This window comes from Haloactinospora alba, assembly GCF_006717075.1.
GTDB lineage: Bacteria > Actinomycetota > Actinomycetes > Streptosporangiales > Streptosporangiaceae > Haloactinospora > Haloactinospora alba.
Genome location: NZ_VFQC01000001.1, coordinates 3548361 through 3562420, shown reverse-complemented (window position 1 = coordinate 3562420; position 14060 = coordinate 3548361). Strand labels below are relative to the sequence as shown.

General features: G+C 71.4%; 12 protein-coding genes. 9 read left to right on the top strand and 3 right to left on the bottom strand.

Features of this window, described 5'->3' with window-relative positions; genetic code table 11:
- Positions 1-29 precede the first annotated feature (29 nt).
- The 9 genes from FHX37_RS16110 (at position 30) to FHX37_RS16075 (ending at position 10163) form a co-directional block, all read left to right on the top strand.
- Positions 30-629, top strand: a complete 600-nt coding sequence (locus FHX37_RS16110) for a GNAT family N-acetyltransferase (protein ID WP_141924674.1) — start codon at positions 30-32, stop codon at positions 627-629.
- A gap of 189 nt (positions 630-818) precedes the next feature.
- A complete protein-coding gene (locus FHX37_RS16105) occupies positions 819-1034 on the top strand; it encodes a heavy-metal-associated domain-containing protein (protein ID WP_141924673.1) in 216 nt (71 codons plus the stop codon).
- A 2-nt stretch (positions 1035-1036) separates the two neighbouring features.
- Positions 1037-1201: a hypothetical protein gene (locus tag FHX37_RS22930; protein ID WP_170181600.1), complete on the top strand. Its 165-nt coding sequence runs from the start codon at positions 1037-1039 to the stop codon at positions 1199-1201.
- The gene (locus FHX37_RS16100; RefSeq protein WP_141924672.1) at positions 1198-3507 is read left to right on the top strand and encodes a heavy metal translocating P-type ATPase; all 2310 of its coding nucleotides are present in this window, start codon (positions 1198-1200) and stop codon (positions 3505-3507) included. The genes FHX37_RS22930 and FHX37_RS16100 overlap by 4 nt, the downstream gene beginning before the upstream one ends.
- A 409-nt stretch (positions 3508-3916) precedes the next feature.
- A complete protein-coding gene (locus FHX37_RS16095; RefSeq protein ID WP_141924671.1) occupies positions 3917-5251 on the top strand; it encodes a cytochrome P450 in 1335 nt (444 codons plus the stop codon).
- A complete protein-coding gene (locus FHX37_RS16090) occupies positions 5248-6327 on the top strand; it encodes a cytochrome P450 family protein (protein ID WP_141924670.1) in 1080 nt (359 codons plus the stop codon). Before FHX37_RS16095 ends, FHX37_RS16090 begins: the two co-directional genes overlap by 4 nt.
- A 266-nt stretch (positions 6328-6593) precedes the next feature.
- On the top strand, positions 6594-8261 hold the full coding sequence (locus tag FHX37_RS16085) for a serine/threonine-protein kinase (RefSeq protein WP_141924669.1): 1668 nt from the start codon (positions 6594-6596) through the stop codon (positions 8259-8261).
- 118 nt (positions 8262-8379) lie between these two features.
- The gene (locus tag FHX37_RS16080; RefSeq protein ID WP_141924668.1) at positions 8380-9339 is read left to right on the top strand and encodes an ATP-binding cassette domain-containing protein; all 960 of its coding nucleotides are present in this window, start codon (positions 8380-8382) and stop codon (positions 9337-9339) included.
- Positions 9336-10163, top strand: coding sequence for an ABC transporter permease (locus FHX37_RS16075; RefSeq protein WP_141924667.1), 828 nt, complete (start codon positions 9336-9338; stop codon positions 10161-10163). The genes FHX37_RS16080 and FHX37_RS16075 overlap by 4 nt, the downstream gene beginning before the upstream one ends.
- A 51-nt stretch (positions 10164-10214) precedes the next feature.
- Here FHX37_RS16075 and FHX37_RS16070 read toward each other — a convergent pair whose 3' ends face one another.
- The 3 genes from FHX37_RS16070 to FHX37_RS16060 form a co-directional block, all read right to left on the bottom strand.
- Positions 10215-11516, bottom strand: coding sequence for an alpha/beta hydrolase family protein (locus FHX37_RS16070; RefSeq protein ID WP_141924666.1), 1302 nt, complete (start codon positions 11514-11516; stop codon positions 10215-10217).
- 114 nt (positions 11517-11630) lie between these two features.
- Positions 11631-12299, bottom strand: a complete 669-nt coding sequence (locus FHX37_RS16065; RefSeq protein ID WP_141925306.1) for a response regulator — start codon at positions 12297-12299, stop codon at positions 11631-11633.
- A gap of 56 nt (positions 12300-12355) precedes the next feature.
- A complete protein-coding gene (locus tag FHX37_RS16060) occupies positions 12356-13936 on the bottom strand; it encodes a sensor histidine kinase (RefSeq protein WP_141924665.1) in 1581 nt (526 codons plus the stop codon).
- Between the last annotated feature and the right edge of the window lie 124 nt (positions 13937-14060).

The window sequence follows — 14060 nt, the reverse complement described above, 5'->3', positions numbered from 1 at the left end:
AACAAGCGATCGTGTGTCTAGGGGGTCGGATGACAGCCGTCTCGATCGAGCCCGTTACGCCGGAGCGATGGGAGGACCTGGAAGGCCTGTTCGGGCCCACCGGAGCCTACGGGCACTGCTGGTGCGCGTACTTCCGGCGCCGCGCCAAGGACTTCTCCGCGAGTGTCGGGTGCGCCCAGCCGGAGCGCGGCGACACCAACCGGGAGACGTTGCGCAGACTGACCGTGGACAACCACGTTCCCGGACTGATCGCCTACGAGGGGGAACAGCCCTGTGGGTGGGTGTCGGTGGCCCCGCGGGAGCAGTACGTCCGGTTGAGCAGGTCGCGGTCCCTGCGCCCGACCGACCCCACCGAGGTCGGGGTCTGGTCGCTGGTGTGCTTCTGGCTCCCGCCGCGCCGCCGCGGCGGCGGGTTGGGGACGCGGCTGCTCGACGCGGCCGTGCAGCACGCCCGTGCCAACGGCGGGCGGGTGCTGGAGGCCTACCCGGTGGACACGGTCGGAGGGCGGGCGCCCAGCGCCGAAGTGTACACCGGGACGGTGCGGATGTTCGAGAAGGCGGGCTTCACCTGCCAGCCGCACCCCAAGAGCGGCCGGCCCGTGGCGCGCCTGGGGCTGAAGGACGAGTAGGGGGCCGGGCGCGCGGTCCGGTTGACCGCGTTGCGCAGCGCCGGGATGCCGGGGAGAGGGGCGGCATTCCGGGCGCGGGCCGCGCCCGTTTCCGAGCGGCCCCGGCGGCGGATTGAAATACCCCAGGGGGGTAGGGTATCGTGCTGTATTGTCGGGATACGGAATACGAACGTCGCGAAGGAGGCGGGAATGGCTGGCACAACCAGCGCGGTTTACGAGGTCGAGGGCATGAGCTGCGGACACTGCGTCAACGCGGTCCGTGAGGAGGTCGGTGCCCTCGCGGGCGTCACCGACGTCCAGGTGGACCTCGACACGGGGCGCGTCACCGTCGCCAGCGAGGGCGGCGTCTCCGACGAGCTCGTCCGGGGCGCGGTGCGCGAAGCCGGATACGAGGTGAAGGGCTGACAATGAGTGCCCCGGTGAAACTGGGTGTCTTCCTCCTCGGCGCCGCGCTGGTGCTCGCCGCGGCGTTCGGGGTGGGGCGGCTCGTGGGGCCGGTGTACGACGACGCTGCGGACGCCGACGCCACGGTCGGCGGCCGCGCGTCCCTCTCGGCGGAGGAACTGGCATGATCACACCCGAACGGACCCGTCGCTCCGAGGAGCACGTCGAGCTGACCATCGGCGGAATGACGTGCGCCGCCTGCGCCAACCGGGTGGAGAAGAAACTGAACAAGCTCGACGGTGTGAGCGCGACGGTCAACTTCGCCACCGAGAAGGCCAGGGTGGACGTCTCCGACGGGGTCACCACCGACGACCTGATCGCCCAGGTGGAACGCACCGGCTACACCGCCGCGCTTCCCGAACCCCCGGGAACCGAGGAGGCCGGTGGGGACTCCGGTGCCGCGGAGGGGGACGAGAACCGCGCGCTGCGCGACCGTACCGTCGTCAGCCTCGTGCTGTCCGTGCCGGTCATCGCGATGGCGATGGTTCCGGCGCTGCAGTTCACCTACTGGCAGTGGCTCTCCCTCACCCTCGCGGCCCCGGTCGTGGTCTGGGGCGCCCTGCCGTTCCACCTCGCCGCGTGGAAGAACCTCAAACTCGGCACCGCCACGATGGACACCCTGGTGTCGTTGGGGACGAGCGCCGCCTTCGTCTGGTCGCTGTACGCGCTGTTCCTCGGGACAGCGGGCGAACCCGGCATGGTGCACCCGTTCGAGCTGACCATCGGCGGTGGGGACGGTTCGGGCAACATCTACCTGGAGGTCGCCGCCGGGGTCACCTCGTTTATCCTGCTCGGGCGCTACTTCGAGGCCCGTTCCAAACGGCGGGCCGGTGCGGCGCTACGCGCCCTGATGGAACTGGGCGCCAAGGACGTCGCCGTGCTGCGCGGGGGTCGCGAGGAGCGCGTCCCCGTGGAGCAGCTCGCCGAGGGCGAGCTGTTCGTCGTCCGCCCCGGCGAGAAGATCGCCACGGACGGCACCGTCGAGGACGGCACGTCGGCGGTCGACATGAGCATGCTGACCGGTGAGTCCGTGCCGGTGGAGGTGGAACCGGGCTCCGAGGTCGCCGGGGCGACGGTCAACGCCGGCGGGCGGTTGACCGTGCGCGCCACCCGCGTCGGATCGGACACCCAGCTCGCCCAGATGGCGCGGATGGTGGAGGACGCCCAGAGCGGCAAGGCCGAGGTGCAGCGGCTGGCCGACCGGGTCTCCGGGGTGTTCGTACCCATCGTCATCCTGGTGGCGGCGGCGACCCTCGGGTTCTGGCTCGGCACCGGTGGGGCGGTGTCGGCCGCGTTCACCGCCGCGGTCGCGGTGCTGATCATCGCCTGCCCGTGCGCCCTGGGGCTGGCCACCCCGACCGCGCTGCTGGTCGGAACCGGTCGCGGCGCCCGTCTGGGCATCCTGATCAAGGGCCCGGAGGTGCTGGAGAGCACGCGCCGCGTCGACACCATCGTTCTGGACAAGACCGGAACCGTCACCACCGGGACGATGAGCTTGGCCGAGGTCGTCCCCGCCGAGGGCGAGGACGAGCGTGAGGCGCTGCGGCTGGCTGGGGCGGTCGAGAACGCCTCGGAGCACCCCATCGCCCGGGCCGTGTCCCAGGGCGCGGCCAAACGCGTCGGCGCGCTTGGTGACGTGGACGGTTTCCACGCTCTGGAGGGAAGGGGCGTCCAGGGGACCGTCGAGGGACGCGACGTCCTGGTGGGCCGGCCCTCACTCTTCGCCGAGAACGGCGGGGAGCTCCCGCAACCGCTGGAGCGGGCCGCGGAGGAGGCCCGGAGCCAGGGACGCACCACCGTCGCCGTCGGTTGGGACGGACGCGTCCGGGCGCTGCTGGTGGTGGCGGACATGGTCAAGTCCACCAGCGCCGAGGGCGTGGACCAGCTACGCCGGTTGGGGCTGCGTCCGGTTCTGCTGACCGGCGACAACACACAGGCGGCGCACGCGGTCGCCACCGAGGTGGGGATCGACGAGGTGATCGCCGACGTGCTGCCGGCGGACAAGGTCGACGTGGTCCGGCGGCTGCAGTCCGAGGGGCGCTCGGTGGCGATGGTGGGCGACGGCATCAACGACGCCGCCGCTCTCGCCCAGGCCGAGTTGGGGCTGGCGATGGGCACCGGCACCGACGTGGCGATCGAGGCCGGGGACATGACCCTGGTGCGCGGCGACCTCCGGGTGGCGGCCGACGCGATCCGGCTCTCCCGCCGCACGCTGGGCACCATCAAGGGCAACCTGTTCTGGGCGTTCGCCTACAACACCGCCGCCATTCCGCTGGCGGCGGCCGGTCTGCTGAACCCGATGATCGCCGGGGCCGCGATGGCGTTCTCCAGCGTGTTCGTGGTCAGCAACAGCCTGCGGCTGCGCCGGTTCGCACCGCTGCGCGACGACGCGGCGCCCGTCCCCGGCGGTACCGCCGAGGCGGCCCGGGCGTGACGCCCCGGCGCGTCGGGCACGGGCGGTACGCCCCGGCGGGCGGTTGAACGGTACGAGGGCCTTCCGGGCCCGGTGCGGGCGCGATATCCGCACCGGCGGCCGGGAGGCTTTCGTGCTGCCACCGTGCCGCCGCACCGCTGCCCCCGGCGGCGTTCGCGGTGGGCGTATGTTCCCGGAACCGGCCCGGCTGTTCTCCCGGAAACACACGCCTGGTCAGTCGCGCGCCGTTCCCCGCGGTTTCCACAACGGATGGGCCCGGCCTTTTACCTCCTGTTGCCGAAACGCTAGAGTCCGTTGCGGAACGTCCGTCATGCAGTGGATCCAGTGAGGAATGGCCGGATGTCCCACCCCGCTCTATTCTGTGTGTCATTGTTCCTCCCCCACCTGAGACGAGCGAGGACCTCCTCGAGTGACTGACGAATGCCCCTACGCCGCCCTGTACGATCCCGATTTCCACGTGGACCAGCACGCCGTGTTCGAGCGGCTGCGGGAGAGGTACGGCCCCGTCGTACCGGCCGAACTGGAACCGGGTGTACACGGGTGGGTGGTGATCGACTACGCCACCATCATCTCCTGGTGCCGGGACACCCGGACGTTCAGCCGCGACTCCCACCGCTGGCGGGACTGGCGCGAGGGCCGGATCTCCGACGAGTCCTCACTGGTCGGCATGATGATGCCCCGCCCCAACGTGCTGTTCACCGACGGGGAGGAACACCGGCGGCTGCGCCGGGCCGTCACGGACAGCCTCGGCAAGCTGGACTCCGCCCGGATCGCGAACCACGCGCGCACCGCCTCCGACCAGCTCATCGACGCGTTCTGCGAGCGCGGCGAGGCCGAGCTGCTGGGCGAGTACGCCCGGCTTCTCCCGCTGCTGGTGGTCAACCAGATGTTCGGGTTCGACGAGGAGAGCGGCCGCCGCTTCTTCACGGCCCTGCGGGAGATGTGGGACGGCGTCGAGGCCGAGCGCGCCAACGCCGAGATAGAACGCGTGCTGTCGGAGGTCATCACCGACAAGCGCAGGAACCCGGGCCCCGACGTCACGAGCTGGTTGATGGAGCACCGCGCCGGCCTCACCGACGAGGAGGTGATCCAGCAGCTCGTGATGATCGTCGGCGCGGGCACCGAGCCCAGCGCCAACCTGATCGCCAACAGCATGCGGGTCCTGCTGACCGACCCCGCTCTGGGGGAGGACGTCGCCGGGTCGCGGGTCAGCGTCCAGGACGCCATCGAACACGTCCTGTGGACGGCGCCACCCGTCACCAACTACCCGGTGATGTACCCCACCACCGACGTGTCGGTGGGGAACCAGACCGTTCCGGAGGGCAGTCCGGTCCTGCTGGGCTACGCTGCCGCGAACCGGTTCGTCGCGGAGGAGAACGCACAGCAGATGGGGGAGAGCGCCAACCGCGCGCACCTGGCCTGGGGCGTGGGGCCGCACCGCTGTCCCGCCCAGGACCTGGGCACCATCATCGCCACCACCGGCATCCAGACCCTCATCCGCCGGCTTCCGGGACTGCGCCTCGCGGTCGATCCCCAGGAGCTGCAGTGGCGCGTCTCCACGTTCTCCCGCTCGCTCACCAGCCTTCCTGTCACGTTCACGGCACAACCCCCCACTGAGGAAGGAAAACAATGGGAGCAGTCCCCCTCGCAACCGGAGACCTCCACGAGCAAGCAGAGCAGCTCCGCGAACTCGGTCCGGTCGTCCCTGTCCAGCTTCCTGGCGAAGTTGATGCGTGGGCGGTGACCCGTCACTCCGCCGTCATGGAGGTGCTCGCCGACCCCCGGGTCAAGAAGAACCCGGTGCACTGGCGCGCCTGGCGGGACGGGGAGATCCCGCCGGACTGGCAGCTCATCTCCTGGGTCGCCAACGAGAACATGCTCGCCCGCGACGACGACGACCACACCCGGCTGCGCAAGCTCGTGTCGAAAGCGTTCACCCCGCGCCGGGTCGAGGGGCTGCGGGACCGGGTCGAGGAGATCGTGGACCGGCAGCTGGACCACATGGCCGCCGGCGGCGGCAGGGCCGATGTGAAGAGCGACCTCGCGCTGCCGCTGCCGATGACCGTCATCAGCGACCTGTTCGGGGTGGGGCCCGAGGAGAGCGTGGAGCTGCACGGCTACATCGACAACCTGTTCGACCAGACCATCACCCCCGAGCAGGCGGCGGCCACCCACGCGGGACTGCAGAACTACCTCGCCAACCTCGTCGCCGCCAAACGCGAGAACCCGGGCGACGACATGACCAGCGCCCTCATCGCCGCCCGCGACGAGAACGACCGGCTCAGCGAGTCCGAGCTGGTGTGGACGCTGATCCTGATCATCGGGGCCGGGTTCGAGACCACGATGAACCTCCTCACCAACGCCGTCCGGGCGCTGCTGACCCACCCGGACCAGCTCGAACTGGTCCGCGGCGGGGAGTACACCTTCAACGACGTCATCGAGGAGACGCTGCGGTGGGACACCTCCATCCAGAACGTCCCGCTGCGCTACACCGCCGAGGACGTGGAGATCGCCGGCACCCCCATCAGCGAGGGGGAGGCGGTGCTGGTGTCCTACGGCTCGGCGGGCCGTGACCCCGACCGGCACGGCGAGACCGCCCACCTGTTCGACATCACCCGGCAGGACAAGTCGCACGTCGCCTTCTCCCACGGCGTGCACTACTGCCTCGGGGCGAACCTGGCCCGGATGGAGCTCGCCACCGCGCTGCCCAAACTGTGGGAGCGTTTCCCCCGCATGGAGCTCGCCGAGGAGGAGCTGCAGCCCGTTCCCTCCATCGTCTCCAACGGTGTCACCGCGCTGCCGGTGCTACTGAACCAGTGAACCCCCGCCGGGGTGATGAACGCCCCGGCACCAGCCGTACCGCCCGGTGCGGGCTCTTCCCGCCCCGGGCGGCGGGCGCCCGGCACGGCCGGCGCGGTACCACCGTTGCCCTAAACTCGCGGCAGGTGCCGCCGCCACCGTGCTGGACCGCGGGACGCGCGCGGCGCGGCACCGCCCGTCCCGCGGCGCCGTCCCCAAGGGGGCGGCCGGGTCCGACGCCGCGACAACCGTTCCTTCCCTCTTTCCACCCGAGGACTCCGCTACCGATGAGCACCCAGAGAGCCGAGCCGGGATACCTGCTCGCCGGGCGTTACCGGCTGAACGAACTCCTCGGCGAGGGCGGCATGGGGCGCGTCTGGCAGGGCACCGACGAGCTGCTGGACCGGCCGGTCGCCGTCAAGGAACTCAGCATCTCCGGGAACCTGCCGCAGCACGAGGTGGACGTGCTGCGTTCCCGCATGCTGCGTGAGGCGCGCAGCGCGGCCCAGCTCAGCCACCCCTCCATCATCACGATGTTCGACGTCGCCGAGGTGGACGGGCGCCCCTGGATCGTGATGGAGCTGGTGGGCGGGCCGTCGTTGAGCGGGGTGCTGAACGAGGAGGGTCCGCTGCCGCCGCGGCGCGTGGCCCGGATCGGGGCGCAGCTCGCCGCCGCCCTGGCCCTCGCGCACGACCGCGGTGTGGTGCACCGGGACATCAAGCCCGGCAACGTCATGCTGGCGCAGGGGGACCGGGCGGTCCTCACCGATTTCGGTATCGCCCGGTTGGAGGGCACCACCAACCTCACCAGCACGGGACTCCTCGTCGGTTCCCCCGGTTACCTCGCCCCGGAGCAGGCGCACGGGAACCAGGCCAGCACAGCCACCGACATGTGGTCGCTCGGGATCACGCTGTACCAGGTGGTGGAGGGCGCCGCCCCGTTCCACCGGCCCACTCCCATGGCGACGCTCGCCGCGATCGTCACCGAGGAGGTACCGACGCCGTCGCGGGCCGGGCCGCTGGCGCCGGTGCTGGAACGGATCCTCAACAAGGACGCCGCGGGCCGCCCCTCCGCCCAGGAGGCACACCAGCTGCTCACCGCCGTGGCCGAGGCACCGGAAGGCGCGGCCTCGTCCCGCGCGGCCGCGCCTTCCGGTGCGGGTGCCGCGGTCGCCTCCCACCTCGCCCCGGCGGTGTCCGGTGCGACCTCGGCCGGGCGCGCGGCGGCGGCACGGGGCGCGGGCGCTGTCTCCCGCGCCGCACCGGTGGTGGCCCGCGCGGTGGGAAGCGGATGGTCCTCGGTGGTGCGGGCGAGCCGCCCCGTGCGGCGGCCGCGCGTGCTGCTCCCGCTCGTGGGCGGGGCGCTCGCGCTGGTGCTGTCGATCCTCACCGGGCTGTGGTTGGGGTCGAACAGCGCGGAGGGCCCGGCACCGGAGGCGGCGGAGTCGTCGGGCGCGACCGACGGCGACGGGTCCACCTCCTCCTCGTCGTCCTCCCCGCCGGAGGACGACGGCCCCGAGATGGAGCGCCACAGCGACGAGACCGGGTTCGCCGTCGACGTCCCGGCCGGCTGGGAGCAGGATCGCCGCGTGGGCAGCAGCGTGTTCTTCGACATCCCCGGCGGCGGGTACCTGCAGATCGACCAGACCGACAACCCGGCCGGCAACGCGAAGAAGGACTGGGAGGAGCAGGAGGACGCCATCTCCAGCGGGTTCGACGACTACCAGGGTTCCGACATCGTCGCGCTGGACAAGCCCTACCTGCAGCGTTACGAGAGCGCCGCGGACTGGGAGTTCACGTTCGAGGGGGACAAGGGGCGGATGCACGCGGTGAACCGCGCGTTCCACACCGACGACAAGGGCTACGCCCTGTTCCTGGTGTCCCCCGAGAGCGACTGGGACCGCAACCGCGCGCTGCTGGAGGACATCACGAGGTCCTTCGAACCGGCGGGGTAGGCGGACACTATGCCCTTCGGGGTATCCGCCGGCTGACGAAGAGCCGATGTGCGCTGCCCTTTCCGCTCGGTACGTTCCCTCGCGGAACTGAACTCCACGGAGGAGAGGGGCACAGCCGGTGCTTTCACTGCGAGGACTGACGAAACGCCGCGGGGCCAGGACCGTCGTCGACCGGCTCACCCTTGACGTGCGCCCCGGTGAGGTGACCGGTTTCCTCGGGCCGAACGGGGCGGGTAAGTCGAGCACGATGCGGATGGTTCTCGGTCTCGACCATCCCACGGCGGGAACCGCGCGGGTCAACGGCCGTGACTGCCGGGAGCTGGACTGCCCCGTGCGGGAAATCGGTGCCCTGCTGGACGCGGGAGCCGTGCACCCGGGGCGTCGGGCCCGCGACCACCTGCTCGCCATGGCGCGGGCCGGCGGTGTGGCCAAGCACCGGGTGGATGCCGTGCTCGCCCGGGTCGGGCTGGCCGACGTCGGGGCGAAACGGGCGGGGGAGTTCTCGCTCGGTATGCGCCAGCGGCTGGGGATAGCCGGGGCGTTGTTGGGGGAGCCCGAAACCCTCATGCTGGACGAGCCGGTGAACGGCCTCGACCCGGACGGGGTGCGGTGGGTGCGGGACCTGGTGCGGTCGCTGGCCGACGAGGGGCGGACCGTGTTCGTCTCCAGCCATCTCATGAGCGAGGTCCAACTCGTCGCGGACCGGGTCGTGCTGCTCGGGCAGGGGCGCCTGATCGCCGACGCTCCCACCTCCGAGGTGGTCGGAAGCGCTGCGGGCACTGTCGTTGTGGTGCGCAGCCCCGACACCGAGCTGCTCGCGCGGCGCGTGGAAGCGGCGGGCTCCGAGCACGGTGTCTCTGTCGGCCGGGGCGACGCTGGTGAGCTGCGTGTCTCGGGTGCCGCCCCGGAGACGGTCGGCGACATCGCCCATGCCGCGGGAGCGCGGATACACGCCCTCTACGGCGAGGAAGCGTCGTTGGAACAGGCCTACATGGAACTGACCGAGTCGGTCACCGAACACACCGCGTCCCCTCCCGCGCCGAGCGGACAGGCGAGCGGGCAGGAGGGCGGGAGATGACTCCGGCAACATCCGAACCCGCCGGACAGCGCGCCCGGGGAGAACCGGGGTGGCTCGCGAGGACTGTCGCCTCGGAATGGACGAAGCTGCGCTCCGTGCGCTCCACCTGGTGGTGTGCGGCGGTCGGCGCTGGTGCCATGCTGGTTTTCGCCGGTCTCATGGGATACACGAAGCAGTCGGCCATCGCCGAGGATCCGGCGTCCGCCGCGGGCGTCTCGGTCACCCAGCTCGCCTCGCACGGGATCTTCTACCTGGTGCAGTTCGCGGTGCTCGCGTTGGCGGCGCTGGCCGGCGCGGGCGAGTACGCCAACCGCGGGATCGTGGTGACGCTGCAGACCACCCCGCGACGCGGCCGGGTTCTGGCCGCCCGGACCCTGGTGGCGGCCGCGGTCGCCTTCGCACTGGGCACGCTGGCCAGTGCGCTCGGCCTCGCCACCTTGGGCGCGCTCATCGGCGGCCCGACCGGAGCGGGCGTCGGGGAGAGCCTGTCCATGGCCGTGCGCGCCGGCGTGTGCATGGCGTTGTTCGCGGTGACGGTGGTCGGCATCGGTACGGCACTGCGCAGCGTGGCCGGCACGATCACGGCCGGGTTCGCGCTGCTGCTGGTCGGGCCGCTGATACTGCAACTGTCGGGCGTGCTGTGGTTGGACGACCTCGCCGCCCACCTTCCGGGGTATGCCGGTCTCGAGTTCTACTCCGGTGGGGACGCCGGACTCTACACGGCCGCCCACGACAGTGCGCCCGTCCTGTTGTCCAGCCTCGCGGGCTGGGCCCTCGCGGCGCAGCTCGTCGGATACGCGGAACTGCAGGGTCGGGACGTGTGACCGTCCGGCGGGTTCCGCCCGGGAGGCGCCGGACGGTACCCGCCGGAGTGCTCACTCGACGAATTCGACCTCGGGGTGCTCGTCCGAGGGGCCGTCCAGCAGCGGCCGCTCCACGCCGCGCACGTGCTCGTCGAGGTAGGCGGTGATGTAGGCGCGCTGCGCGGCGACACTCGCTTCGGGACCGATGGTGCCGACGGACGCGCGCATTCCGTCGTCCCACGACGGGGAGTCGGGCCGCAGCCGTTCGTCGAGCTGCGGGAGGATCCACTGCGTGTCCAGGTAGCTCATGTGCTCGGCCCGTTCCATGTAGAGTTCCAGCGTCTCGGGGGAGGCGTCCCGGAACATCGCCCAGTCGGGGGAGTTCCTGCTGGTGTGCGGCGAACCGCCACTGTTGCTGACGGTCCCGGCCCCGAGGATCAGGAACGGCCTCTCGACGCCGCGGGTGGTGGATTCCCCCCACTCCTCGTCGCCCACGTGGTAGGCGAGTGAACCGTCGAGGTTGATCCCCGCGTCGACGCGTTCGTCCGTGAGCATCACCTCCGCGGCCGTGAAACCGCCGGCGGAATGGCCGAACATGCCGATCCGGGAAAGGTCGACGGCCTCGCCCAACCCCTCCGGCAGGTCACGGTTCGCCGCGTCGGGATTGTCGCCCCCGGCCAGCCGTTCGAGGCTGTCGAGGACCAGTCGCGCGTCGGCCTTACGCGCTTTGACAGCCGTCCGGTACGTCTCGGTGAACTCCTGTTCCTCGGGCAGGTCCTGTTTCTTCACCCGGCCGTCCGGGAACTCCACGGCCTTCCCCTCGTAGGTGTGGTCCATCGTCACCACGAGGTAGCCCCGGGACGCGAGCTCCTCCGCCTGGGCGGTGGACTGGTGCCGGGACACTTCCATACCCGGGGAGTAGAGCACCGTCGGTAGTTCCCCCACCTCGCCGGCGAGTCCGGAACCGACGGTGGCGTTGGCCTCGGACCCCTCGATGTCGACGGCGCCGCGGGAGATCCCCGCCTGTTCGAGTTGCAGGGACAGCTGCTCGGCCATCGCGTCGGACACGTAGGGGGCGGGTTCGCCCTCCTCCGCGGCGGCGGGGTACCAGAGGCTCGTCATGATCTCGCGTTCCTGCTGGCCGTTCCAGGGGTCGGCGCGGTCCTCGTCGATGAGGTGCATGGTGGCCCGTCCCACGGGATGAGGACCGGTGGGTTCCGGTGGGGACAACCGCACCGCTTCGGGGCCACCCAGTTCGGCGAGGGCGGGCGGTACCGCGCAGGCCGCTGCGAGGACGGCGACGGCCGCCGAGTAGCACGCCGCCCGCAGCCGCGGGAGCGAGGGAGGCGCTGGTGCTTTCCGGAGTGTGGTCATGGGAGCGATTCTCGGGAACACACCCTGGCCGGCACATCGCCCGAACGTGGTGCTCGCCCTATACCCATGGGCATATACCCGTTCCGCGCGGGTCGCGGGCTGCCCTGTGGAGGTTCAGCCCCGGTCCACGAGCCCCGCCTCGTAGGCCAGGATCGCCGCTTGCACCCGGTTCTGCGCGTCGAGGCGGGTCAGTACCGCGCTCGCGTGGATTTTCGCGGTTCCCGGAGCGATCGAGAGACGCCGGGCGATCTGCGCGTTGGACAGACCCTCTCCGATCAGGGACAGGACCTCGCGCTCGCGCTCGGACAGCTCCGCTACCCGGTCCCGGGCCGCGGAGCCGCGCGACATACTGCTGGCGGCTCCGCTCGTGGTGAGTTCGGTGATGACGCGGTGCGCCACCTCCGGCGACAGGTAGGCGCCGCCGTCGGCGACGGCGCGCAGGCCACCGAGCAGCGCCCGGGGGTCGCCGGTTTTCAGCACGAAGCCGCTGGCGCCGCCGGTGAGTGCGCGTGCGATGTAGGCGTCGTCGGAGAACGTGGTCAGCATGACCACTGCGGTTCCCGGAAGCTCCGCGCGGATCGTCGCTGTGGCCTGCAGACCGTCCACGCCCGGCATCCGGACGTCCAACAGCGCTATGTCCGGGCGGTACCGGCGTGCCGCCGTGATCGCCTCGGCGCCGTCACCGGCTTCGGCCACCACCTCGATGTCGGGTTGGCTCGAGAGTATCGACCGCATGCCCGCGCGAAACATCGACTCGTCGTCGGCCAGCATGACTCGGATCATGGCGTCCCGTTCCGCGGTCGTCGGTTCGTGGTCCGGACGGTCCGTCCCCGCTGGTGTCAACGTCGCACCACGTCCTTGGCGACCAGTGTCGAGTCCCTGAAGCACAGTCGGTACAACGGCTCCCCGCTCCACACGTTCTCCGGGTAGTACTGGCAGGACGCTCCGGAGGGCACGGGAGGTTGGTCGACCGAACGGCCGTCGGGTTCCTGGAACGCGGGAAGCCGACGGTCCACCTCGGGGCGGGGCGTGCCGGTGGAGAGTCCCGCGTACTCCGAATGCGACAGCACCGAGTTTGCCACGACCACGTAGTTCACCGCCGCTCCCAGCACCGACACCACCCCTGCCAGGGCGAGGGGGACCACGATCAGCCGCCGCAGCCCGCGCCGGGTGCGGTGGGCGGCCTCCGTGCGCTTCCTGGCCGCATCCGGCTGTTGGGCCGCGGCCGACGCGGTGGTGGCGCCGTCGTCACGTGGTAAGCGTGCCGTGACCACGAAACCGTCGCTGCCGGGACCCGCTTCGAAGGTGCCGCCGAGGTCCTCCACCAGCGACCGCAGCTCCGCGAGGCCGGATCCGGAACCGTGCCCGGGAGCGGTGGCCTGCTGTCCGGCCCCTCCCGTCTCGCGTACCGTGACGACGAGCTCCGCGGCGAGCTGTGCGGTCTCCACGGTGACGCGCGGGTCGGCCGCGTGTTTCATCGTGTTCGTCAGCGCCTCTTGCACGATCCGGCACGCGGTGCGTCCCGCCTCCGTCGCGGTATCCGGTGGCGGGCCTTCCCGCAGCCACCGCACCGGAACCCCGGCGGCGGAGGTCCGTTCGATCACGGTGGTGATGTCGGGGTCGGTGCCACGGGTGACAGGGGCGTCGCCGCCCTCCCGGAGCACGCGGACGATGTCACTCAGCCGCGAGGTCGCGGCGTGGGTGGCCTCGCGCAGCTCGCCCGCCGCGGCTGCCTGGTCGGGGTCGCCGTTGTGGGCCATCTCCAGGGCGGACGCCCGGACCGCGATGAGCGCGAGGTCGTGCCCCAGGGAGTCGTGCATCTCGGCCGCGATGCGGGTGCGTTCCCGTAGCCGGGCACGCTCGATGTCGACGTCGCGTTCCCGCTCCACACGCTCGGCGATACTCCACCCGCCGGTGTTCAGCTCGGTGCGCAACCGCCAGAACCGCCCGAACAGCCAGGGACCCACACCCGCGAGGAGCAGGAGAACGGTCGTTGCGGCCCAGTGCCACAGTCCCTCCAGTAGTTGCCGCGGACCGCCCTGGATGATGCCGAGAACCTCGCACAGCAGCAGTGTCGCCGTGGCAGCGGCAGTGAAGAGGACGGCCGCGGGGCGCAGCGGAACGTTCCACCGCCCCACGTGGTAGCTCGTGACGGCCACGGTGATCCAGCAGGTGGTGAGGCCGGTTCCCAGCACGCCGTGGATGCCGGCGAGGGTGTGGAGGAGGGCGGTGGCCGTGGTGAGCGCCAGGGCCGTGTGGGGGAGGAAGTGCCGTAGGGACATGGCGAGCGCCGCACCAGCGACTGTTCCCGCAGCCGGTGGTAGGGGCGCGGTGCTGTCCGTATCGGCGAGTTCCACAGCGAGCGTGGCGGCGAGAAGGGCCCAGAGAGCGAGTTCCCCACCCCAGCGACGTCCCACCATGGCCGCAAGCGTAATAGGAGCCCGGGGCGGGCGGGGTGGCGAGAGACCGCGGCGGTCATGAGGAGATGTGCGGTGTCTCTGGTGGCAGGCCGGTGGTGTCCTCCGGCGGAACGGCCGGTACGGG